Here is a 22,803-nt window from a genome sequence, read left to right as displayed (position 1 = left end):
ACTCCTTGTCGGTTCAGCAGCATCCGGTGACGCGGGCAGGCGCGGTGGCAGGCGTGAGCTCGCCGCGCCAGCTGACGGAGCGGCTCGGCGGCGGGGTCTGTTGGCTGCGGGTTTCCACCAGCGGCACACCGTCGACGAGAACCGTCGCGATTCCCGGCAGATCACCGAGCGCGAAGCACTCCAGCGCATCGCCCGCCGTGGAACCTGTGATGGGGCCGAGCACCAGCAGGTCGGCGGGTGCGCCTTCGGTGAGCACACCCGTGTCGAGGCCGTGGGCCTTGGCGGTCTGGCCGGTGGCCGCCGCGACGGCCGCCACGGGATCGACACCGCAGATCGACGCGAGAAAGCAGATGTTGCGCAACATGCCTCGCGGTATGACGCCCGTGCCGCCAGGGGTGTCGGTGCCCAGCGTCAGCCGCCCCAGCTCGCCCCGGGCCGACAGTTGCTCGGCGACGAGCTTGGTGGCCCGGAAGTTCATCGAGCTGCACACTTCGATGTGGGCGGTCGGCACGTCGGCGATGATCGCCACGATGTCCTCGTCGGGCGGCGGGATCGGGCCACCCGAGATGTGGCCGACGATGTCGGGGCGAACGGCGGCCACGACATCACGGCCCGCGACCCGGCTCGACCCCGACCGCGACACCCCGCCCGAATGCATCTTCACGGTCATGCCGCGTTGGTGCGCCCATTCGACGTAGCGCTGGGCTTCACCGTCGCCCAACCGGTTCCAGTCGTAGAAGATGAACTTGAGCTGGTCGATGCCTTCGCGGTGGGCCCGGTCGAAGTGTTCCTCCGTCATGCCCGGCACGAGCAGCACGGTTCCCGCACCGACCTTGACGCCGGAGGGCCGGGCCCGACCCGTGGTGTGCTTGGACGTGATCGCGATGCTCAGCACGAGTTCGGGTGTGAGTGCCCCGAAATCCAGTCCGGGGATGTGCAATTCGCCTGCCGACACCATCGATGTGGTACCACCGTGCAGGTAGTTGCCGATCCATCCGATCGAGTTCTGCGCGGGCGTCCACTCGCCGAATGTCGGGTGCACGTGCCCGTCGACCAGGCCGGGTATGACCGTGAGTCCGCCGGCCGAGAGCACGCGGTCGGGGTGGGGATGATCGACCCCGATGCCCGCGATGCGTCCGTCCTCGATCAGCAGCGTGGTGTCCCGCAGCGGTTTCCTCGTGGCGTCGCCGTGCACCAGGAGACCGATGTCCTCCACGAGCAGCGTGGTCACGCAACCTCCTGAATCAGTTTGGATTTTGTATACACTATCCGATAATTGCGAGCTGGTACAGACCGGCCGAGGTTCCCGGCAGGTCCGGATCAGCGTCGGGATCGCGAAGACCACCACCGCGACGATCGCCGCACCCGCGAAATTCATCGCGAGCCGCACGCCGCCCTCGTACCACGGGAACAGCTCGGGGTACTCGCTGATGACGAGCAACACCGGCGGTCCGGTGATCGCCCACCACGTGTAGTTGACCGGACGCAGCGCCATCGCGAGCATGAAGAGCACGATGGTCACACCGACCGTCACCGGCGCCGGTGGCTGCGCCCCCAGCAGCAGCGCAGCGATCACCGCTCCCACCGCATTGCCCGAAAGCCGTTGCGCCAACCGCATTCCGGTCTGCGACTGACTTGGCTGAATCGTCAACAACACGCTCGTGACGAGCCAGTGCCCACCCACCAGGTCCACGGGCAGGAGCGTGACGGCAGACGCCGCGACGCCGACGGCGGCACCGACGCGCAGCGCGTGTTGCCAGCCGGGGGCCGCTCGAGGCGACCCGCCTTCATCAGGTCCACGGCGGGCAAAGCCGGACCAGACCGCCCAAGCCGCGAATACGACGGCCGCACCCAACGCATACGGCCACAGCGCGCCGAGGCCGCGCGCGCCGTCCAGATCGCTCGCCAGCAGCACCACGGCCAACCCCGCGGTGGCACCTACCCGGGGCACCACGGCTCCGAACATGGCCGCCGCGACGGTCACGACCAAGAGGGCGGCGGGGTATGGCGTGCTCAGCACCACGATCACGCCGCAGGCCACCACGCTCGCGGCCCGCGCCACCATCGTCTCCGCCGCCGCACGACGTGTGGTGGGCAGCTCGGGCACCGCGGTCAGGACGAACCCGAGCGCCGCGGCCGAGCCCGCTTCGGCGTGGCCGGCCATGGCCGGGACGATGAGGATGGCGCCCAGCGCGAGCGCCAGGATCATCCCCATGCCCCACCGGCTGGAGCCGACCGGGCGCAGCAGGTTCGGCGTGCGGAGTCGGCCGGCCGGCATCACCCTGACTGATCTGCGGCGTCCAGCACCGCCTGCACGATGCCCTGATACCCGGTACAGCGGCAGACGTTGCCCGACAACGCTTCCCGGACCGCGTCCTCGGTCAGCGGCTTCTCGGTGTTCGGGTCGCGCAACAGCTCAACCGCGGTGACCAGAAACCCGGGCGTGCAGAATCCGCACTGCAAACCACCGCGTTCGGAGAACGCCTGCCGGAGCCGACGGGTCTCCTCGAACTCGCCGAGGCCCTCCACGGTGGTCACCCGCAGCCCGTCGGCCTGCACCGCGAGCATGAGGCAGGTGCGTGCACTGCGGCCGTCGATGAACACCGAACAGGCGCCGCACACGCCGTGTTCGCAGCCGAGATGCGTGCCGGTGAGGCCCAGCTCGTCGCGCAGGAAATCCGCCAGGGTCAACCGCGGCGGCACGGTGCGCTGCACGAGGCGACCGTTGACCGTCACCGAGATAGCCACGCCGGCAGTATGTTTGACGGTGTCAACGCCGTTCATCGGGATCCCTCTCGTGATTACGGACCCGCTGGTGCGCGTCGGCGAGCGCTTGCCGCATCGCGTCCTCACACAACCGGCGGGCATAGTCAGGATCCTCGGCGGACGGCTCGGTCGACTGTGCCCAGCCGGCCGCGAGGGTGTCCCACAGCCGAGTCGACGGTCGTTGACCGACGACGTCGTCGCCCGTGAACAGCAACGGCCGGTCGGCCGCGCTGAGCACTGCGCACCGGACCGACGCGATGCGCCCGTCGGCTCCGACATCGAGCAGGCAGCCGGCCCCCGCGAGCCCGTAATCACCGTGCTGGTGGGCATATTCGACGAAACCCCAGCCCTGACCGGCGCGGGTCGCGGGCACCGAGATCCAGGTGATGATCTCGTCGGGTTCCAGCGCGTTGGTGTAGAACGACACGAACATGTCCTCTGCCGGAATCTGGCGGCGCCCACGAGATGCGGATTCGGTGTGGAATGTCGCTCCGAGAACCAATGTCGCCAGCGGCATTTCGGCGGCCGGATCGGCGTGCGCCACCGATCCGCCGATGGTGCCGCGATTACGGATGCCGACGTGGCCGATGTAGCGTGCGGCGTCGGCGAGCAGCGGAGCCCGCGCGGCGATCAGTGGATCCACCTCGACGGTGCGGTGCGTGACCAGGGCACCCAGGATCAGATCGTCGGTGTCGTCGAAGATCCTGGTGAGCTCCTCGAGCCTGCCGATGTCGACGATCGCGGCAGGCCGGGCCAGCCGCAGATTCATCAACGCCATGAGCGACTGTCCACCCGCCATGAGTTTGGCGTCCGGGTACGTGGCGAGCAGCTCCAGCGCCTCACCGACCGCCTCAGGGCGAAAGTACTCGAACGCAGCGGGTTTCACGATGCCTCCAGGGCCCGGAACACCTCACCCGTCGAGATTGGTGTGCTGACGACGTGGAATCCGCCACCGACGGCATCGTCGACTGCGCAGGCCAAGGCCGAGTAGACGGCGATGGTGCCACTCTCGCCCGCACCCCGGACGCCGATCGGGTTGACCGGGGTATCGACGTGCAGGTGCCGAACCTGCACGCGCGGCATGTCGGTGCTGAGCGGCAGGTGGTAGGCGGCGAACGTGGTCGACTGCGGCTGGCCTGACGCCGAATACCGCCAGTGCTCGAACAACGCCCCACCGACCCCCTGAGCGACCCCGCCGATGATCTGTCCCTCGACGATCTTCGGGTTGATCTCGCGGCCGCCTTCGTGCGATACCGCGTAGCGCAGCACCTTCACGATACCGGTGCGCCGGTGCACGCCGACGATCACGGCGTGCACACCCATGGTCCAGGTCACGGTCGGCACCCGGTACACCGCCGTCACGTCGAGTGCGCCACCGCTTTCCTGATCACCGCCGAGAGCAGCGACACGGGCGAGTTCGGGCCAGCTCACGGAATGTTCTGCGGCCACATGGAATCGGCCGTCGGCGTACTGCACGTCGAACTCGTCGGCGCCCGCCAGGCGCGCGGCGCGCCCGGTGGCGAGCTCGACGAGTTCGCGGGCGGCCTTGTGCACGGCCGAGCCTGCGAGGATCGCCGAGCGGCTGGCGAACGTGCCGACCCCGTCGGGCAGCCGCTCGGTGTCGCCCGGCACGTAACAGACCTGTTCCATCGGCACCGCCAACGCTTCGGCGGCCACCTGGGCGAACACGGTCTCGTGGCCCTGGCCCGCGGACGCGGCCCCGGCCGTCACCTCGAAGCGCCCGTCGGGCAGCAGCCGGATCCGTGCCGTCTCGTGCGGGCCTCGGCCCGTCGCCTCCAGGTAGCAGGACAGCCCGTACCCGATGCGGTACTGCGGATGCGTTGCCGCGCAACGCGTCATCTCGTCGCGCGGCAGCGATTCGAGCACCGACTCCAGACACGCACGGTAGTCGCGGCCGTCGTAGCTGATCGGCACGCCGTCGCGGTACGGAATGGGCCGCGCGTACGGCAGGTCGGCGTCGGTGAGCACGTTGCGCCGCCTGATCTCGTCGGTCGACAAGCCCAGTTCGGCAGCCGCGGCGTCGAGGCTGCGTTCGAGCGCGAACGTCGCCTCGGGCCGGCCCGCGCCGCGATACTGCGCCACCAGGGTCTTGTTGGTCAGCGCGGCCCGCCCCGCGATGTCGGCCGCCGGTATCCGGTACGGTCCGAGCAGATGGATCGCGGTGTTGGCGATGATGCCTGCCACCCACAGGCTTCCGGCGCCGATGTCCACGACGAAGTCGTCGGCCCAGGCGAGGATGCGGCCCTCGGCATCGAACGCGAGCCGGGTGCGATGAATCTGGTCGCGGCCTTGCGCGCTGGCCACCAGGTGTTCCTGGCGGTCCTCCACCCAGATCATCCGGTGGCCCGTGTGCCGGGCCAGCAGCGCGAGCAGAATCTCCTCGCCGTACACGTTGGCCTTGGTGCCGAAACCGCCGCCGACGTCGGGCACCGAAACCTTGATGTCCTGACGGGACCAACCGGTCACAGCGCAGATGGCGTTGCGCACCATGTGCGGCACCTGGGTCGAGGTGGTCAGCTCGACGCGCTGCAGACGGGGGTCGAAGTGCGCGAGCACGCCCCGGCATTCCAGCGGGACCGCCCCGTGGCGGTTCATGCGGTACGTTCCGGTGACCACGTGGGCGGCAGCGGCGAATGCCCGCTCGGGATCACCGAACGAATACCGCAGGCGGGCAGCTTCATTGCCGTCGAGGTGGTCGAACAACACCGGACTCCCCGGCTCGAGCGCCGACTCCGGATCGGTGACCACCGGGAGAGCCTCGTAGTCGATCTCGATGGCCTCCAGCGCGTCTTCGCCGCAGTACCGGTCCTCGGCGACCACCACGGCGATCGGCTGACCGACGTAGTGCACCCGATCGGAGGCCAGGATCGACAGCCGCTGTTCGGCCAGCACGCACGCGGTGGCCGCGGTGAACTGCGGGTCCGGTGTGGTCAGGCTCGGGATGGGCACGCCGCACAGCCCGAGGTCGGCTGCCGTGAAAACGCCAACCACGCCGGGCATGCCTGCTGCGGCCGCGGTGTCGATCCGGGTGATCGCGGCGTGCGGCTCGCTGGAGCGCAGAAACACCACGTGGTGTGCGCCCGCCGCGTGATCGGCCACGAACTGCCCGTGTCCGCCCAGCAGCCGCTCATCCTCGCGCCGCCGCACCGAACTGCCGATGTAGCCCGGTTTCAATGGAGTCGTTTCTCCCACTGCCACAACGCGATCGAGATGCCGAACGAGATCGTGATCAACAGCATGATGGTGGCGACCATGGACGGGTAGTCACCGTGACTGTAGGCCTGCAACACCACGCGGCCCAGGCCGCGACGGGTCGCGAAGAACTCCGAGAGCACCACGCCCACCACCGCCAGGCTCACCGCGAGCCGAATGCCGGTGAGCAGCGGCCGCCGGATCGCCGGAATGATGATGTGCACCAGCATCTGCCACGCGTTGGCCCGTACCGAGCGGGCGAGTTTCCAGTAGACGCGCGGGATCTCCTGAACGCCGGTGGACACGTTGATGAGCACCGGGAACAACGCGAACAGTACACCCATGACCACTTTGGATCCGGTCAGGCTGAAGATCGGCAGCAACACCGGATACAGCACGATCTTGGGAATTCCGTTGAGCATGATCAGCATCGGCTCGAAGATCACGCGCAGCCGCTCCGAAAGCCCCAGCAGCAGCCCCAGTCCCCCACCGATCGCGGTTCCGATGACGAAGGCCAGGAACACCGACTGCGCGGTGACCCGCAGATCGAACAGGTACGCGGGATCCGAGAGGTTGCCGATGAGCACGCCGATGGTCTGCACCGGCGACGGGATCACGAACGTCAGCTCGGAGAACACCTCCCACACGATCGCCACGAGCACGGCAAGCAAAGTCGCACCTACGGCCTGGTTGCCGAGCAGCACGCGGATCCGGTGCGCGGTCGACCTGGTTTTCGTCGGTGCCGAGGTGCTTTCCACCGTGGCGGTCATCGGTTCCTCCCCCGCAGCAGCACGCGTTCCACGAGCGCCAGCAGCACGGTGAGGATGCATGAGAGCACCAGCACCACCGCGATGTAGGCGAACATCTCGTTGTTGTTGAAGATCTCGTACAGATAGCGGATGCGGTAGCCCAGGCCGGCCTGCGCGGTGGTGAACTCCATCGCGATGGTGCCGATCAGCGCGTAGACCACGGCCAGCCGCAGGCCTGCGACGATGAACGGCCCTGCCGCGGGGATCGCGATCGCGAACAGGGTCTGGCGCGGGGAAGCCTTGAGCGAGCGGGCCAGCTTGAGGTACACCGGCGGCATGGAGTTGAGCCCGACGGCGGTGTTGAGCGCCATGGGGATCGCGGCCATGACGGTCGCCAGGATGATGACCGACGTGGCGTTGATCCCGACCAGGACGATCATCACCGGATAGAACAGCACGAGCGGCACCGCGTAGAACGACACCAGATAGGGCTCGAAGATCCGCCCGACGGCGGGCACCTTCCAGAAGACCAGGCCCGCCGCGAATCCCAGCAGGCTGCCGAACACGATCGAGAACGCGACCTCGACGCCGGTGCGTGCGGCGTCGTCCCAGAACTGTGGTTGTCCCAGCAGCCGGCCCAACTCGGCCAGGATGACCGACGGTGCGGGCAGGATGCGGTCGCTCCACATCCCCGCCTTGGCACCGATCTCGGCGAACACCAGGAACGCGACGATCAGCACGACGGTCGAGATGCCGCTCAACGCGAAGTTGCCCAGCCCGCGCCTGCGCGGCGTGGGGTGCGGCCGGCCGGAATCCGGGGTCATCGTCTCGGTGGGCAGGTCGTCTTGTGCCACATAGGAAGTCGTCACGTGGTGGCAGCCTCCTGCTGCTTGAACCCGCGCATGGATTCGGCCTGCAGCGAGGTCCAGATCCGGTTCTGCAGTTCGTTGAACTCAGGCGTGGACACCATGCCTGCGTCGCGTTCGTCCGGCAGGTCGATGTCGACGACGTCGATGATCGACCCCGGCCGGTAGGACATCACCCACACCTGCTGGGACAGCAGGATGGCCTCGGAGATGTCGTGCGTCACGAACACGATGGTCTGGTGCGTGCGGGCCCAGATCTGGCGGACCTCGGCGCCGAGAAACAGCCGGGTCTGCTGGTCGAGCGCGGCGAACGGCTCGTCCATGAGCACCACCTCGGGCTGCACGGCGAGCGTGCGGGCCAGCGCCACCCGTTGCCGCATGCCGCCGGAGAGCATCGAGGGATACGACTTTTCGAAGCCGCCCAGGCCCACAAGTTCGATGGCGTCCTTCGCGCGCTGCCGACGGGCGGCCTTGTCGGTGCCGATCATCTCCATCGCGAACGCCACGTTCTCCTCGACCGTGCGCCACGGCAGGGTCGAGTCCTCCTGGAACACCACGCCGATCGTGGGGTCGGGCCCGGTCACGGGTTTTCCGGCGACCCGCACCTGGCCCGTGGAGGCCTTCTGCAATCCCGAGATGACCGCCAGCAGCGTGGATTTGCCACATCCACTCGGCCCGACGATCGACACGAAGCTGGAGTGCGGCACGTGCTGGGTGATGTCGGTAACCGCCGTCACCTTGCCTGCCGGGGCGTCGAAGACGACGGATACGTCTTCGATCCGGATGCCGTCATGGTCCATGGGGTGCGCCTCTTCCACTAGCTGGCTGTCGTGGCTCAGAATTCCGCCCGTGCATCCTCGGGCAGGTACTGCTGGTCGAGTGTGGTGGCCCAGTCGATGGGCTCGGAGATCTGACCGGCGCCCACCATCAACTCCGAAAGGTTCGTCAGGCCCGCGGTGTCGACCTTCAGGGTGTACCCCTTGGCAAGGTCCGGGTTGGCCGAGAACGCCGACTTCATCACCTCGGGGCTGACACCGACGAGCGGTGCGATGGTCGCCGCGGCCTCGTCAGGGTTGGCCACCAGCCACTCGTTGAGCCGGTTGACGACAGTGAAGAAGTCACGGATGTTGTCCGGGTTCTGCTCGGCGTAGTCGGTGTTGACCGCGACCAGGTCGGCGGGCAGGTCGCCCACCACATCACGCGAATCCACCAGTACCTCAGCGTGATCCGATGCCTGCTTGTCCGCGATGAACGGCTGCATGGCCCATCCGGCGGTGATCTGGCCTGCCTTGGCCGCGGTCCAGTTGTCGCCCATCGGACCGACTGCCTGGGACTTGACGTTCAGTTTGCGTTCGAGGCCCTTGACGATGAGTTCGGTGGAGGATCCCGCCGAGCTGAAGCCGAGGGTCGCGCCCTCAAGTTTGCGCCCGGGTGGGGAGATCCACGAGAAGTCGTTGATCTGGAACCACGGCGCGACGACCTTGAGCTTCGAATTCGGTTGCTGTGCAGCGAGAATCACTGAGCTGTTGCCCGCGATGGCCATGTCCGCGTCGCCACTGGTGACCACCCGCAGCGTGTTCCCGCCGCCGCCACCGGAGTAGAGGTCGACGTTGAGCCCCTGCTCCTTGAACCAGCCCTTGTCGATGCCGACCTGGAGGATGGCCATGAACGGCAGGCTGTCGACGCCGGTCGCCGAGATGCTCAACGCGTCGGTGCCGCCGCCTGCGGGACCGGCGGATTCGTCGGCACACGCCGTCATCCCGACGACGACGGCGACCGCAGTACACGCAGCGGCAAAGACTTTGGGAAACCACGACATCCGACACAACCTCCGGCTGTTGAATATTGGATACACTATACGAATTACTGTGATCTAGGTCAATGTTTCGGACGCCCGAGCGCCCTCGTGACCCTGGACAACAAACCGGCCAGTTCGAGCCCCACCGCCACCCCCATGAGCGCCGCGGCCGCCGTGAATCGGGCACCACCGGCTGCCGCCGGCGCAGCGGACACCACGGCAGACACACCAGGCGGCTGCTGCCCACCCAGCTGCACACCGTCGGCGGGAGTCAGTGCCCGCTTCAACGCGGGCGGTGCGCCGGGCACCGCGCTTCCCGGAGCGGGAAACGCGCGCTCGGCGCGGGCCGCGTCAGGCACGGCCGCCGGCGATCTCGGCGAAGGTGCGAATGGTCGGAGCCCGGCTCTCCCCCGGTCGCACGAACGGCACGATCGACACCTGGTCGACACCGAGTGCCTCGATCTCCTTGAGCCGCTGGGCGCATTCGTCCGGCGTGCCTGCCAGCGCGAACAGATCCACCAATTCGTCGGGTACCAGATCCGCGTGTGAGGCTTCGGTGTTCATGTGCTGGTAGTAATCGTAGGACTCCCGGATCCGGTCGATCGCCTGCTCAAGCGACGGCTCGACCTTGGCGGGCAACGGCCGGATCGCGACACGGGATACGTGCGCGCGCACCAGATCCCGGGCCTTGGTGCGATCCTCGTCGATCGCCGTCGGGGTCCACAACACGATGTGGATGTCGTCGAGCGTGCGCCCGCTCTCGGCCGCACCCGCTTCGATGGTCGCCAGCGCCGCTTCGATGAAGTGCGGTGCCGTGCCGACGAGCACGATCACGCCGTCGGCGATTCGCCCGGACATCCGCAGGATCTTCGGTGCGGATGCGGCGATGTAGATCGGTATGTTCATCGGCTCGGTCACGTAGTTGAGGTGGTATTCGGCGCCGCTGGTCGGCTCCACCACCTTCTCACCTTTGAACAGCGCGCGGAGGTCGACGATCGACTGCTCCAGCTCCGCGAGCTTGAGCGGCTTGAGGCCCATGGTCCGCAGTGAGGAATCGCCCGTCCCGATCCCCAGCGCCACGCGACCACCGGTGAACTCGGCGAGCGTCGCCCAGGTGGACGCGAGCAGCGAAGGATGGCGCGTGACCGCGTTGGTCACGCCGGTGCCGAAGATGATGCGCTCGGTGCCGACGGCCGCGGCCCCCATGACGGTCGACGATTCCCGCCAGATGTTCTGCGAGTCACCGAACCACACGTTGTCGTACCCGAGCGATTCGCTCAGCTTGACGTACTCGCACATGGCGCCCACCGGCTCGGTCGGGAACAGACCGACCCCTTTACTCAGCACTATCGACCTCCTGGGCCTGCGTTGGATATCGTATCCAATCGTAAGGGTGCGGTTCAGGTCACACAACTCCAAACGGGTGACGGACCGATCGAGGAGAGGACAAGGAAACGTCATGCAACTGGTCAACGAGTTCTCCGTCGATGCGCCGCTCGAGGTCGCGTGGGCGGCGCTGACCGACATCCCGCGCGTCGTCGAGTGCATACCCGGCGCGGAACTCGAAGGCCACGAGGGTGACGACTACCGGGCGCGGGTCGCGGTCAAGGTCGGTCCGGTGGGGCTCACGCTGGCCGGCACAGCGACGGTCGTCAGCCGCGACGACACCGCGCATCAGATGGTGGTGCGCGGCACCGCGCGCGACGGCAAGGGTAACGGCTCGGCAGCGGCGACCGTCACGATGTCGGCCCGCGACAGCGGCGGCCGCGCCGCCGTCACGGTGCGGACCGACCTCGAACTCGGGGGCCGCATCGCCCAGTTCGGCAGTGGCGTCATCACCCAGGTCGGCAACCGCATCATCGGCCAGTTCGTGCGCAGGCTCAACGCGTTGATCGCACCGGCCGAAGCAGAACCCGCTGCCGGGCGGCCGAGAATTGATCGGACGGTAGACGAAAATGACTGGCTGGCAATCGCATTGACGGCACTGGCCGGCGTGGCACTGGGCCTGGCCATCGGGCGCGCCGCCGAACGGCTGGCCTGACCCAGACCCGCTAACCCACGCTTGCTACGAGTTCCAGTTCCACGCACGCACCGCCCGGCAGGGATGCCACCCCGATCGCCGTGCGGGCGTGCGCGCCGCAGTCCTCACCGAAAACGTCGATCAACAACTCGGAGGCACCGTCGATCACCGCGGGATGCCCGTCGAAATCGGATCTCGCCCGGACGTAACCGCGAAGGTGCACGAGCGCCGTCACGGCGTGCACCCCGACCGCCGCGTCGATCGCCGCGATCAGGTTCAACGCCGCGAAACGCGCCTGGATCCGAGCCTGTTCGACCGTGACGTCGTCCCCCACGACACCCACGGCGCCGGGATCGCCGGGCCGCCGCGCGGTCGAACCCGATATCCACAGTTGGTCACCGCACCGACGGCTCGGGAAATACGCACCTTTGGGCTTCGGTGCCGGCGGGATCTCGAAACCCAACGCCGCGAGGCGGTCTCGCGGGCTCACGCGCCCGCTTCGGAGTCCTCGCGACCGAACACGGTGTGCAGGTGATCGATCGCGTGCAGACGGTGTTCGTGGTTGAGCTTGACCACCCGCTCGACGTCGCGGGCCGCCATCGCGTCGACCAGGAGCACGTGTTCACTGTTGACCTTCGCCAGGTCCATGAGGTGCGCATACAGCGGGCGGTACGCGTCCGCGGTGTTCCACAACTGCGTCACGATGCGCTTGGTGCGCGCCATACCGCTGCCCTCGAACGTCAGGAAGTGAAACTTCCGGTTGGCCAGGCCCACGGCGATCAGGTCGCCTGCCGTCGCGGCCCGCTCCATTTCGGCCATCTGCTCGCGCATCTGCTCGACGACCTCGTCGGTCACGGCAGGCATGGCATCGCGGATCAGCTCGGCTTCGAGGATGTCGCGCAGCCGGAACACCTCGATCAGTTCGTCGAGACCCAGCTTGGCCACCCGGTAGCCGCTGTGCGGCACATAGGTGATGTATTCCTCGGCCTCAAGCGTTTTCAGCGCCTCGCGGATCGGGATCCGGGACATGCCGAACTGCTCGGCGAGGCTTTCCTGCACGATCCAGCTGCCCGGCGCGAGTTTGCCGCTCGTGATGTCCCGGCGCAGCGCCTCCGCCACGGCCTGCTGTGCGGTCTTGGGCCTGACAAAGTCCGAGCGCGGCCCCTTGCCGCCGTTGGCGGTGTCGGAGGCCGTGCGCGGAGTGGCTGTTCGGGGCGGCATCGGGTCTCGCTTTCGCTAATATTGGATACTCTATGCGATCACCCGATCGTGGGGCCATCCCCGTTCGGCGTTTCGACGGTCATGTCAGATCAGTTCGATGGCCTCGGCGATCGACGGCAACACGCGGCTGGGCCGGAACGGATAGCGCTCGATGTCGCCGACGGACGTCGAGCCAGTCAGCACCAGGATCGTGTCGAGCCCGGCCTCGATGCCTGCCACCACGTCGGTGTCCATCCGATCGCCCACCATGACGGTGTTCTCCGAATGCGCCTCGATCCGGTTGAGCGCGCTGCGGAACATCATCGGATTGGGTTTGCCCACGAAGTAGGGATCCCGCCCGGTCGCCTTGGTGATCATCGCGGCCACCGAGCCGGTCGCAGGCAGCGGTCCCTCCGCCGAGGGCCCGGTCACATCGGGATTCGTGGCGATGAAGCGGGCTCCGCCTAGGATCAGCCGGATCGCCTTGGTGATGGCCTCGAACGAGTAGGTGCGGGTTTCACCGAGCACGACGAAATCCGGATCGGTGTCGGTGAGCGTGTAGCCGACCTCGTGCAGCGCGGTGGTCAGCCCGGCCTCGCCGATGACGTAGGCCGATCCGCCGGGCAACTGGTCGTTGAGGAATGCGGCCGTGGCGAGCGCCGAGGTCCAGATCGAGGCCTCGGGCACGGTCAGACCGGACCGCGTCAACCGCGCCGCAAGATCGCGCGGCGTGAAGATCGAGTTGTTGGTCAACACCAAAAACGGCCGCTCCTTGTCGGCCAGCGTTTGCAGGAACTCCGCGGCACCGGGCAACGCGGATTCCTCGCGTACCAAGACGCCGTCCATATCGGTCAGCCAGCACTGGGCATGTGAACGCACCGGTTCAGTCTCTCAAGACCGCCCCGGGTTCACCGTCCAACGCAGTTTTCCCGGCGATCTCACGTTCGGGCCAGGCCCGCCGTCTACCTGATAGGTGCTCGATTCGAGCCCGCCCCGAATCCCACGGACGGAAGGACGATCAATGTCGATTGAAGAGAACAAGGCGGTTGTCGGACGCTGGTTCACCGAGTTCTGGGGGCCGGATTTCAACCCCGCCGTGATCGACCAACTCGCCGCACCTGACATCCGGTTCGAGTACTCGCTGCACGCCCCGTGCCGGGGGCGCGACGAGGTCAGGCGTTCGCGACGAAGTTCCGCGCCGCGTTCCCCGACCTGGCATTCGGCGGCACCGCGGACCTGATCGCCGAAGGCGACTACGTCGTCGGCCAGTGGATCGGCGGTGGGACACACACGGGCGACGCATTCGACGACATGCCGATCGGCGCGCTGCCTGCAGGCAGCGGCAAGTCGATGCGCTTCACCGGGACATCGGTGCTCAAGGTCGTCGACGGGATGATCGCCGAAGAGATCGGCCTCGACGACGGCGTCACGGTGCTGCAGCAGCTCGGCCTCATCAAGCCGGCCTGACGGCATGCCTTCGGCCCGCTACATCTTGATCGGCGCCGACGGGCGTCCGTACGTCAGCACCACCCCCGGCACGCTGGGTGGTCACCGGCGCAGCAAGCTCTACGGCCGACTGGACTGTCCGGCGGCACTGCGCGCCCTGGCGGGCGGCGGTTACGGCCGCCACCGGGTCTTCTTCGCCGACGAGCACACCGCCGTCACCGCGGGGTACCGACCGTGTGCGGTGTGCCTGCCGCAGGCCTACAACGATTGGAAACGACACCATGGCTCACCACGACCCACACCCGACCTGGCATCGGACACTCGAGACCGTTCTCGGCACGCTCACCCTGGTGCGTGACACCGAGGGACTGCGCGGAATCTACTTTCCGCACCACTGGCACCGGCCGGATCCCGTGACGTTCGGCCCCGCCCTCGATCGTGGATTCGACGAGACCGCGCACCAGATAACCGAATACCTCGACGGTCAACGGCAACGGTTCGACCTGCCGCTGCGCCCCTCGTACGCCGACCCTCTGCAGGCCGCGGTATGGGAATCGCTCGGCGACATCCCGTACGGCACCACCGTCACCTACGGTGAGCTCGCCCGCCGCATCGGTCCAGATGTCACCGCGCAGCAGGTCGGCGCCGCGGTGGGACGCAACCCGCTGTCGATCGTCGTGCCGTGCCATCGCGTGATCGGCAGCAACGGCAAACTGACGGGCTACTCAGGCGGCCTCGCGCGCAAACGCCGCCTGCTCGACCTGGAGTACGCGAACGCCACTCGGCTGCAACTGATCTCGTCAGCGCCGTACCTGTGGTGAGCGGGTCGACGCAGACGCCGACGGCCCGGCTGTGCGGATCGCACACAGCCGGGCCGTCGGTCGGGTACTGCGATCAGACCGTGTGTTCGTCGGCCACGTCCAGCGCCTTGTCCAGGATCGCCAGGCCCTCGCGCGCCTCGTCGGCCGTCACGTTGCACGGCGGGACGACGTGGATCCGGTTGAAGTTGGCGAACGGCAGCAGGCCGTTGGCCTTGCACGCCGCGATCACGGCGTTCATCGCCGGGCTCGAACCGCCGTAGGGCGCCAACGGTTCCCGCGTCTGCTGATTCGCCACGAGCTCGACGGCCCAGAACACGCCCGCGCCACGCACCTCGCCGATGCTGCGGTGCTTGGCCGCCAGCTCGGCCAACCCGGGTCCGATGACCTCGGCGCCGACCTTGGCCGCGTTGTCGACCATGCCCTCGTCCTCCATCGCGTTGATGGTGGCGACGGCCGCGGCAGTGGCCAGCGGATGACCCGAGTAGGTCAACCCACCGGGGTAGGCCCGGTGCGCGAACGTCTCGGCGATGGCCGGGCTGATCGCCACACCGCCGAGCGGCACGTAACCGGAGTTCACGCCCTTGGCGAACGTGAGCAGATCGGGAACCACGTCGAAGTGATTGATGGAGAACCACTTTCCGCTGCGACCGAACCCGGCCATGACCTCGTCGGCGACGTACATGATGCCGTAGCGGTCGCACAGCTCGCGCACACCGGCGATGTACCCGGGCGGCGGGACCATGATGCCCGCGGTGCCGGGAATGGACTCCAGCACGATCGCGGCAATGGTGGCCGGGCCTTCCAGCCGGATGACCTCGTCGAGGTGGGCCAGCGCCCGCTCGGTCTCCTCGGCCTCGGTGGTGGCGTGGAACTGCGACCGGTACAGGAAGGGCCCGAAGAAGTGCACGACTCCGCTGTTGCCGTAGTCGTTGGACCACCGCCGCGGGTCACCCGTGAGGTTGATCGCGGTGTCGGTGCCACCGTGGTACGAGCGGTACCGCGTCAGTACCTTGTAACGGCCCGTGTGCAGGCGCGCCATGCGCACCGCGTGCTCGATCGCGTCTGCCCCACCGTTGGTGAAGAAGATCTTGTTCAGCTCGCCCGGCGTGCGCTCGGCGATCAGCCGGGCCGCTTCCGAGCGGGCCGCGTTGGCGTACTGCGGCGCCACCGTGCACAGCTTGGCAGCCTGTTCGGCAATGGCGGCAACGACTTTCGGGTGCTGGTGGCCGATGTTGGTGTTGACCAGCTGACAGGAGAAGTCCAGCAGCCGGTTGCCCTCGCCGTCCCACACGTACGACCCCGCCGACGCCGTGATCGTCATGGGCGTGATCTCGGCCTGAGCCGACCAGGAATGGAAAACATGGGCCCGGTCCAGTTCGTAGGCACGGGCGGCCTCGGCGCGCGCATCCTCGACGGTCAGTCCGTTGGGCAGCACGGTGGCGTTGTCAGTCTCGTCAATCAAGCTCATGATCAAGTCTCTCACTCGTAGGGAACCTGACCGAAAGTGCGGTCCCATACCGAGTATGGGACCGCACCGCCGGTGTACGACTACTTGTTTTCGGGGAAGCCCAGGTTGATGCCGCCGTGGCTGGGATCGAGCCAGCGGGTGGTGATGGCCTTGGTGCGGGTGAAGAAGTGCACACCCTCGGTGCCATGGGCGTGGCTGTCGCCGAACAGCGATGCCTTCCAGCCACCGAAGCTGAAGTAGGCCATGGGAACCGGGATCGGCACGTTGATGCCGACCATGCCGACCTCGACCTCGTTCTGGAACCGCCGCGCCGCGCCACCGTCGTTGGTGAAGATCGCGGTGCCGTTGCCGTACGGGTTGCTGTTGATGAGTTCGAGTGCCTCGTCATAGGTTTCGACGCGCACGACCGACAGCACCGGGCCGAAGATCTCGTCGGTGTAGACGCTCATCTCCGGGGTGACGTTGTCCAGCAGGGTCGGGCCCAGCCAGAACCCGTCGGCGCCGCCGTTGGCGATCACCGTGCGGCCGTCGACGACGACCTTGGCACCCGCGGCCTCGCCGGCGTCGATGTAGGAGGCCACCTTGTCGCGGTGGGCCTTGGTGACCAGCGGACCCATGTCGGAGTCCTTGGTGCCGTCACCGGTCTTGATGGTCGCGGTGCGCTCGGCGATCTTGGCGACCAGATCGTCGGCGATCGGGCCGACCGCAACGGCCGCGGAGATGGCCATGCAGCGCTCACCGGCCGACCCGAAACCGGCGTTGACCATGGCGTCGGCAGCCAGATCCAGATCGGCGTCGGGCAGGATCACCGCGTGGTTCTTGGCGCCACCGAGAGCCTGGACGCGCTTGCCGGCCGCGGTTCCGGTGGCGTAGACGTACTGCGCGATCGGGGTCGACCCGACGAACGACACCGCCTTGATCTTCGGGTTGGTCAGCAGCTCGTCGACCGCCGTCTTGTCGCCCTGCAGCACGTTGAACACGCCGTCGGGCAGCCCGGCTTCCTTCCACAGTTCGGCCATCCAGATCACGGCCGAGGGATCCTTCTCCGAGGGCTTGATGACCACGGTGTTGCCCGCGCCGATGGCGATCGGGAAGAACCACATCGGCACCATCGCCGGGAAGTTGAACGGGCTGATGATGGCCACCGGGCCCAGCGGCTGCAGTACGGAGTGCACGTCGACCTTGGTCGAGGCGTTCTCGGTGTATCCGCCCTTGAGCAGATGCGGGATGCCGCATGCGAACTCGACGACCTCGATACCACGGCTGACCTCACCGAGGGCATCGGAGAGCACCTTGCCGTGCTCACTGGTGATGATCGCCGCCAACTCCTCCTTGCGGGCGTTGATCAGCTCACGGAACGCGAACAACACCGACGCACGCTTGGCCAGCGAGGTGTCCCGCCACGTCGGGAACGCCGCCGCGGCCGCGTCGATCACCGCACGCGCATCCTCGACGTTGGCCAGCAACAGCTCGCCCGTCACCTCGCCGGTCGCGGGGTTGGTCACCGGCGACGTCGCCGTGGACGTGCCGGCGAACGACTTGCCGTCGCGCCAGTGCTGGATGACGTTGTTCATGGGCGAGCCCTCCTTTGAGGTGTTGGTGTGATGCCTACAACTCTGGGGCACCGGCAAGCCCCCAATCGCCGTCATTGTGTATCCAGGATTGACTACTTTTTTACACTGTGTAAATGATCCCCACCGTCCGCGACGTCATCGCCTTGCCGGTGGTCCAGGCCGGTCTGCCCGAAGTGGTCAGCTCCGAACACCTCGATAGCCCGGTGCGCTGGGTGCACGTCAGCGAGATGGCCGACCTCTCGGGCCTGCTGCAGGGCGGCGAGCTGGTGCTGACCACGGGTTCGGCGTTGCGGGACGCCCCCCGCGCCTACCTCGAAGGCATGAAACGTGCCGGGGCGGTCGGCGTCGTCGTCGAGTTGGGCACCCGAGTGGAGGCACTGCCAGCCTCAGTCGCCGAAGTGGCGCAGGCACTGGGCCTTCCGCTCGTGCTGCTGCACCGGCAGACCAGGTTCGTCGAGGTCACCGAGGCGGTACACCGCCTGATCGTCGCCGACCAGTACGAGGAACTCGCGTTCGCGCACCGCACCCATCAGACCTTCACCGATCTGAGCATGCGGCGCCCGACACTGGCCGACATCGTCCGCGCCGCCGCCGAGATGATCAACGAGTCGGTGGTGCTGGAGGATCTGTCCCACCAGGTGCTGGCGATATCGCCGCGCCGCGAACCGGCCACCGCGGTGCTCGACGACTGGCAGCGGCGCTCGCGCGCGATGACCGAACCGTGGATCACGACGCCGGTCGGCCCGCGCAGCGAAGAATGGGGCCGGCTCATCATTCCGCACCGGCCCGAGGCGCCGGCCCGGGCCACGACGGTGTTGGAGCGCGCCGCCCAGGCGCTGGCGCTGCACCGGATGGCCGAGCGGGGGCGGTCCGGTCTCGAGCACCAGGCGCAGAGCGGGTTGATCGATGACGTACTCGGCGGCCGCATCGCCGACGACCGTGACGCGGCCGCGCGGGCAGCCGCACTGGGCCTGCGCGCCGACGGGCCCTATCTCCCCGTCACGGTGCGGGTCGGCGCTTCAGCCGACCGACTCGATCCGGTGGCCGTGCAGCGCCGCAACATCCGCATCCTCGACGCCGTGGTGCACAGCGTGAAATCCCAGGGCCACAGCGCGATATGTTCGATCCGGCGCGACGGCGAAGTGAGCCTGGTGCTGGCGTTGGTCGTTCGGCGCGGCATGACGCCCGACTCGACCCTGACCCGGCTCGCCGACGGCCTGCGCGAGGCCATCAGCCGCGGCGGCGACACCGACCGGGTGGTGGTGGCGATCGGTGCCGACGCGGAAGCCTTCGCCGACGCCGTGCACGGGCTACGGGAGTCCACGCACGTGGCCGACGTCGCGCTGTCCATGTCCGGCGCCCAGCGACCGTTCGTCCGGGCCTCCGACGTCAGGCTCCGGGGCCTGCTCACCCTGCTGCACGACGACCCACGGGTGCAGACCTTCGCCGAGACCGAGCTCAAGACGTTGCTCATCCACGACGCCGACCACGGCGAGGACGACACCGCGGTGCTGCGCGGCTACCTGGAACTTGCGGGCAACAAGTCCGCGTTGGCCAAACGGCTGCACATGAGCAGACCGGCGCTCTACAGCCGGTTGGCTTCCATCCAGCGGCGACTCGGCGTCGACCTGGATGACGGCGAGTCGATGACCTCGCTGCACGTGGCACTGTTGATCCTCGATGCCCAGCACGGCGCGGCCCGGAACTGAGCTAGGGTCGTCGGTGGAATTGCTGGGCGTGACCGGCACGGCATCAGGAGGCTGGACATGGACATGCTGCTCGGCAACGCACACGGTCCAGAGTCCGCTCACGTACCCCCCGAACTGACGCTGCAGAACTGGCAATCCGCCGAGCAGCTGCACTGGACCTTCCAACACGTCGCCGACTTCCTGCCGACCGCGGCGATCTCGCGTGGCACGGGGCCGGTGGCCGAGTTGCCCGCCGCGCCTGCCGACCTGTCCTCGATACCGCTCTATGACCGCACCAACGCCATGCGCACCACGGTCGGCGACGTCATGACCGGCACCGCGACCGACGGCTGGATCGTCACGCAGCGCGGCAGGATTCTCGAGGAGCACTACTACGGCGGGATGACCCCCGACACGTCGCACCTGCTGATGTCGGTGAGCAAGTCGCTGGTCGGGATGGTCACCGGGGCCCTGGTCGCCGGCGGCGCGATCGACGTCGACGCCCCGCTGACCCACTACGTGCCCGCACTCGAGCACTCGGGCTACGCAGGTGCCACCGTGCGCCACCTGCTCGACATGCGTTCGGGTATCGCCTTTTCCGAGACCTACCTGGACCCGATGGCCGAGGTGCGGCTGCTGGAGCAGGCCATCGGCTGGGCCCCGCGCACCGTGCCCGACCTGCCCACGACGATGTACGACTTCCTGCTCACGTTGCGGCAGAAGTCGCCGCACGGCGGCTCGTTCGAATATCGCTCGTGCGAAACAGACGTGCTGGGCTGGATCTGCGAGGCGGCGTCCGGCATCCGGATGCCCGAGCTGATGTCGCAGCTGCTCTGGAGCAAGCTCGGCGCCCAGAACGACGCGACCATCGGTATCGATTCGGTGGGCACCGGCATGTTCGACGGCGGCATCAACGCGAGCCTGCGCGACCTGGTCCGGTTCGGGGCGCTGTTCCTCGGTGGCGGCACCTCGCTCACCGGCGAGCAGGTCGTGCCACTGTCCTGGATCGCCGACACGTTCGCGGGCGGCATCGACTCCCGGGCCGCGTTCGCCGCGAGCCCCGACGACAACCGCATGCCCGGCGGCATGTACCGCAATCAGTGCTGGTTCCCCAAGTCGGGCAACAACGTGCTGCTGTGCCTCGGCATCCACGGGCAGATGATCTATGTCAACCGGTCGGCGAACGTCGTTGCGGCGAAGTTGTCGAGTTGGCCGTACCCGCAGGACGCCGCGAAGTTGTTCCCGACCATCGCCGCGTTCGACGAAATCGCCGCGCAACTGTCCTGACCTGCGGTCCCCTGCCGAGAGATACTGATGCGATGTCTGATCGCAACGTGCTGGGCGGCCCGCTCGACGAATGCGGCACCGACCCGCTCACCGGCTTCTACCGCGACGGCTGCTGCTCCACCGGCGACGCCGACATCGGCAGGCACACCATCTGCGCCGTGGTCACCGCCGAGTTCCTGGAGCATCAACGCTCGATCGGCAACGATCTCTCGACCCCGGCACCGCATTTCCGGTTTCCGGGTCTCAACCCGGGAGACCGCTGGTGCGTCACCGCGGCCAACTGGCTGCGCGCCCACCAGGACGGCTACGCCGCACCGGTCGTGCTGTCGGCCACCCACGAACGCACCCTCGACGTCGTGCCACTCGAGGTGTTGCAGCGCTACGCCGTCGACGTTCCCGACGACCTGGCGGATCTCTGAGCCCCAGCGGAATTCTCCGTAGGCTCGTGTCGTGAGTGTGACACCCGAGACCACGGTCCGCCTCGATGACCGGTTCGCCCGCGAGCTGCCCGAACTGGCCATTCCGTGGCGGGCCGAGGCCGCGCCGGATCCGGGGTTGCTCGTGCTCAACGAACCGCTGGCCGCCGAGCTGGGCCTCGATCCCGACTGGCTGCGTGGCCCCGACGGGCTGGGTCTGCTGCTCGGCACGGTCGTGCCCGGCGACGCCACGCCCGTCGCGCAGGCCTACGCCGGACATCAGTTCGGCGGGTACGTCCCGCGCCTCGGCGACGGGCGCGCCCTGCTGCTCGGCGAGCTGACCGACACCGAAGGGCGCCTCCGTGACCTGCACCTGAAGGGTTCCGGACGCACCCCGTTCGCCCGCGGCGGCGACGGTCTTGCCGTCGTGGGACCGATGCTGCGCGAGTACATCGTCAGCGAGGCGATGCACGCCATGGGCATACCCACCACGCGGGCGCTGGCCGTGGTGGCCACCGGCCGCGGGGTGTGGCGCGAGACCCAGGAGCCCGGAGCGGTGCTGGCCCGGGTCGCCGCGAGCCACCTACGCGTCGGCAGCTTCCAATACGCTTTCCAATATGGCCGAGCTGCAGGCGATTTCGAGTTGTTGCGGCGGCTTGCCGACCACGCGATCGCCCGGCACCACCCACGGGCGGCGGACGCCGACAATCCGTACCTCGCGCTGTTCGACGCGGTGGTGTCGGCACAGGCCGCGCTGGTGGCCCGCTGGCTGCACGTCGGCTTCATACACGGTGTGATGAACACCGACAACATGACCATATCCGGCGAGACCATCGACTACGGACCGTGCGCCTTCATGGAAAGCTATGATCCGGCAACGGTTTTCAGCTCGATCGATCACGGCGGGCGCTATGCCTACGGCAATCAACCCGCGGTGGCCGAGTGGAACCTGGCCCGGTTCGCCGAAACCCTGCTGCCACTCATCTCCGACGACGCCGAAGCCGCGGTGGCACTCGCGACCGAGTCACTCGGCGAGTTCCGCGCCCAGTTCGACGATGCCTGGACGGCGGGCATGCGCGCCAAGCTCGGCCTGACGGGCGATGTCGACCGCGCGGCAGCCCGTCCGCTGATCGATGGCCTGCTGGTGTTGTTGCAGCAGAACCGGATCGACTACACGTCGTTCTTCCGGACCCTCGCCCGCGCCGCACGCGGCGGAACCGAACTCCCCCGTGAGTTCGACGAGTGGCAGGCGCGGTGGCGCGCGCTGGGCCCCGACGCCGACGCGATGGACCGCGTCAACCCGATCTACATCCCGCGCAATCACCTGGTCGAGGAAGCCCTGAGCGCGGCCACGTCCGGTGAGCTGGAACCGCTGCGCAAACTGATGGCCGCGCTGGCCGCCCCATACGACGAACGGCCAGGCCTCGACGCCTACGCGGCCCCGGCACCCGAGGACTTCGGCACGTACCGCACGTTCTGCGGCACCTGAGC

At 67.9% G+C, this 22,803-nt stretch carries 23 protein-coding genes; 8 read left to right on the top strand and 15 right to left on the bottom strand.

Annotated elements, in window-relative coordinates:
• Positions 1-13 precede the first annotated feature (13 nt).
• Genes G6N67_RS26870 through G6N67_RS26825 form a run of 10 tightly spaced genes read right to left on the bottom strand, consistent with a single transcriptional unit; the run spans position 14 to position 10,739 of the window.
• Positions 14-2,278, bottom strand: coding sequence for an FUSC family protein (locus G6N67_RS26870; RefSeq protein ID WP_081812680.1), 2,265 nt, complete (start codon positions 2,276-2,278; stop codon positions 14-16).
• On the bottom strand, positions 2,278-2,784 hold the full coding sequence (locus G6N67_RS26865) for a (2Fe-2S)-binding protein (RefSeq protein WP_036436639.1): 507 nt from the start codon (positions 2,782-2,784) through the stop codon (positions 2,278-2,280). The genes G6N67_RS26870 and G6N67_RS26865 overlap by 1 nt, the downstream gene beginning before the upstream one ends.
• Entirely contained in the window at positions 2,771-3,652 is an 882-nt protein-coding gene (locus tag G6N67_RS26860; protein WP_036436637.1) for an FAD binding domain-containing protein, read from the bottom strand. Before G6N67_RS26860 ends, G6N67_RS26865 begins: the two co-directional genes overlap by 14 nt.
• A complete protein-coding gene (locus G6N67_RS26855) occupies positions 3,649-5,979 on the bottom strand; it encodes a xanthine dehydrogenase family protein molybdopterin-binding subunit (protein WP_036438335.1) in 2,331 nt (776 codons plus the stop codon). The genes G6N67_RS26860 and G6N67_RS26855 overlap by 4 nt, the downstream gene beginning before the upstream one ends.
• Positions 5,958-6,749 carry an ABC transporter permease gene (locus G6N67_RS26850; RefSeq protein WP_036436635.1) on the bottom strand — a complete coding sequence of 264 codons (792 nt, stop codon included), beginning with the start codon at positions 6,747-6,749 and terminating at the stop codon, positions 5,958-5,960. Before G6N67_RS26850 ends, G6N67_RS26855 begins: the two co-directional genes overlap by 22 nt.
• Complete coding sequence (locus G6N67_RS26845; RefSeq protein WP_036436633.1) at positions 6,746-7,597, bottom strand: ABC transporter permease; 852 nt, start codon at positions 7,595-7,597, stop codon at positions 6,746-6,748. The genes G6N67_RS26850 and G6N67_RS26845 overlap by 4 nt, the downstream gene beginning before the upstream one ends.
• Positions 7,594-8,394: an ABC transporter ATP-binding protein gene (locus G6N67_RS26840; RefSeq protein ID WP_036436631.1), complete on the bottom strand. Its 801-nt coding sequence runs from the start codon at positions 8,392-8,394 to the stop codon at positions 7,594-7,596. Before G6N67_RS26840 ends, G6N67_RS26845 begins: the two co-directional genes overlap by 4 nt.
• Positions 8,395-8,429: 35 nt before the next feature.
• Entirely contained in the window at positions 8,430-9,413 is a 984-nt protein-coding gene (locus G6N67_RS26835) for an ABC transporter substrate-binding protein (protein ID WP_036436630.1), read from the bottom strand.
• 59 nt (positions 9,414-9,472) lie between these two features.
• Entirely contained in the window at positions 9,473-9,751 is a 279-nt protein-coding gene (locus G6N67_RS26830) for a hypothetical protein (protein ID WP_036436628.1), read from the bottom strand.
• Positions 9,744-10,739 carry an LLM class flavin-dependent oxidoreductase gene (locus G6N67_RS26825; protein ID WP_230023021.1) on the bottom strand — a complete coding sequence of 332 codons (996 nt, stop codon included), beginning with the start codon at positions 10,737-10,739 and terminating at the stop codon, positions 9,744-9,746. Before G6N67_RS26825 ends, G6N67_RS26830 begins: the two co-directional genes overlap by 8 nt.
• 112 nt (positions 10,740-10,851) lie before the next feature.
• On the opposite strand from G6N67_RS26825, the gene G6N67_RS26820 reads away from it, so the two are divergent.
• Positions 10,852-11,433, top strand: coding sequence for an SRPBCC family protein (locus tag G6N67_RS26820; RefSeq protein WP_036436626.1), 582 nt, complete (start codon positions 10,852-10,854; stop codon positions 11,431-11,433).
• A gap of 10 nt (positions 11,434-11,443) precedes the next feature.
• On the opposite strand, the gene G6N67_RS26815 is transcribed toward G6N67_RS26820, so the two are convergent.
• The 3 genes from G6N67_RS26815 to G6N67_RS26805 form a co-directional block, all read right to left on the bottom strand.
• Complete coding sequence (locus G6N67_RS26815) at positions 11,444-11,902, bottom strand: RidA family protein (RefSeq protein WP_036436623.1); 459 nt, start codon at positions 11,900-11,902, stop codon at positions 11,444-11,446.
• Positions 11,899-12,633, bottom strand: coding sequence for a GntR family transcriptional regulator (locus tag G6N67_RS26810; RefSeq protein ID WP_036436619.1), 735 nt, complete (start codon positions 12,631-12,633; stop codon positions 11,899-11,901). The genes G6N67_RS26815 and G6N67_RS26810 overlap by 4 nt, the downstream gene beginning before the upstream one ends.
• A gap of 84 nt (positions 12,634-12,717) precedes the next feature.
• Positions 12,718-13,491 carry an HAD-IIA family hydrolase gene (locus G6N67_RS26805; RefSeq protein WP_036436617.1) on the bottom strand — a complete coding sequence of 258 codons (774 nt, stop codon included), beginning with the start codon at positions 13,489-13,491 and terminating at the stop codon, positions 12,718-12,720.
• A 273-nt stretch (positions 13,492-13,764) separates the two neighbouring features.
• Between G6N67_RS26805 and G6N67_RS26800 the strand changes: the two genes are divergently transcribed.
• From G6N67_RS26800 to G6N67_RS26790, 3 genes are read left to right on the top strand one after another with little or no spacing between them, the layout of a single operon-like run.
• Positions 13,765-14,079: an ester cyclase gene (locus tag G6N67_RS26800; protein ID WP_197747933.1), complete on the top strand. Its 315-nt coding sequence runs from the start codon at positions 13,765-13,767 to the stop codon at positions 14,077-14,079.
• A gap of 4 nt (positions 14,080-14,083) precedes the next feature.
• Entirely contained in the window at positions 14,084-14,416 is a 333-nt protein-coding gene (locus G6N67_RS26795; protein ID WP_081812679.1) for an Ada metal-binding domain-containing protein, read from the top strand.
• A complete protein-coding gene (locus G6N67_RS26790; RefSeq protein ID WP_306666463.1) occupies positions 14,409-14,879 on the top strand; it encodes a methylated-DNA--[protein]-cysteine S-methyltransferase in 471 nt (156 codons plus the stop codon). The genes G6N67_RS26795 and G6N67_RS26790 overlap by 8 nt, the downstream gene beginning before the upstream one ends.
• 73 nt (positions 14,880-14,952) lie before the next feature.
• On the opposite strand, the gene G6N67_RS26785 is transcribed toward G6N67_RS26790, so the two are convergent.
• Both G6N67_RS26785 and G6N67_RS26780 read right to left on the bottom strand, forming a co-directional pair.
• The gene (locus G6N67_RS26785; protein ID WP_036436612.1) at positions 14,953-16,347 is read right to left on the bottom strand and encodes an aspartate aminotransferase family protein; all 1,395 of its coding nucleotides are present in this window, start codon (positions 16,345-16,347) and stop codon (positions 14,953-14,955) included.
• Positions 16,348-16,427: 80 nt separating this feature from the next.
• Positions 16,428-17,921: a CoA-acylating methylmalonate-semialdehyde dehydrogenase gene (locus G6N67_RS26780; RefSeq protein WP_036436610.1), complete on the bottom strand. Its 1,494-nt coding sequence runs from the start codon at positions 17,919-17,921 to the stop codon at positions 16,428-16,430.
• A 113-nt stretch (positions 17,922-18,034) separates the two neighbouring features.
• On the opposite strand from G6N67_RS26780, the gene G6N67_RS26775 reads away from it, so the two are divergent.
• The 4 genes from G6N67_RS26775 (at position 18,035) to G6N67_RS26760 (ending at position 22,801) form a co-directional block, all read left to right on the top strand.
• A complete protein-coding gene (locus G6N67_RS26775; protein ID WP_036436607.1) occupies positions 18,035-19,630 on the top strand; it encodes a PucR family transcriptional regulator in 1,596 nt (531 codons plus the stop codon).
• A 63-nt stretch (positions 19,631-19,693) separates the two neighbouring features.
• Complete coding sequence (locus tag G6N67_RS26770; protein WP_051579099.1) at positions 19,694-20,896, top strand: serine hydrolase domain-containing protein; 1,203 nt, start codon at positions 19,694-19,696, stop codon at positions 20,894-20,896.
• Positions 20,897-20,928: 32 nt separating this feature from the next.
• Entirely contained in the window at positions 20,929-21,315 is a 387-nt protein-coding gene (locus tag G6N67_RS26765) for a DUF2237 family protein (RefSeq protein WP_036436605.1), read from the top strand.
• Positions 21,316-21,346: 31 nt separating this feature from the next.
• Complete coding sequence (locus tag G6N67_RS26760; RefSeq protein ID WP_036436602.1) at positions 21,347-22,801, top strand: protein adenylyltransferase SelO; 1,455 nt, start codon at positions 21,347-21,349, stop codon at positions 22,799-22,801.
• Positions 22,802-22,803: the final 2 nt, after the last annotated feature.

It is taken from the genome of Mycolicibacterium mageritense, from assembly GCF_010727475.1.
GTDB lineage: Bacteria > Actinomycetota > Actinomycetes > Mycobacteriales > Mycobacteriaceae > Mycobacterium > Mycobacterium mageritense.
This window is presented reverse-complemented; position numbering and strand designations above follow the sequence as displayed.